The organism is Thiomicrorhabdus cannonii (genome assembly GCF_013391695.1).
GTDB classification, from domain to species: Bacteria; Pseudomonadota; Gammaproteobacteria; order Thiomicrospirales; family Thiomicrospiraceae; genus Thiomicrorhabdus; species Thiomicrorhabdus cannonii.
Genome location: NZ_JACBGH010000055.1, coordinates 1 through 255, shown reverse-complemented (window position 1 = coordinate 255; position 255 = coordinate 1). Strand labels below are relative to the sequence as shown.

General features: G+C 53.3%; 1 protein-coding gene. It reads right to left on the bottom strand.

Going from position 1 to position 255, the window contains the following annotated elements:
• On the bottom strand, positions 1-255 hold a 255-nt coding region (locus HZ297_RS11940; protein ID WP_178863992.1), incomplete at both ends, for an Ig-like domain-containing protein.

Sequence of the window (255 nt, the reverse complement as noted above, 5' to 3'; positions counted from 1 at the left end):
CATTACCGTGCGCAGGTTGAGTCACGCTTTGTACTGTGATGGTATCACCGTCCAAATCGCTGTCATTGGCCAGTACGTCAATATTGGCACTGGAGTCTTCATCCAAAATGCTTACGTCGTCCAGTGCGACCGGCGGATCATTCTGCGGGTTGACTGTTAACGTCACCATTGCGGTATCTGTTCCGCCTTGGCCGTCGGTGATGGTGTAGGTGAAGCTGTCAGGACCGTTGTAGTCGGCAACCGGTGTGTAGGTGA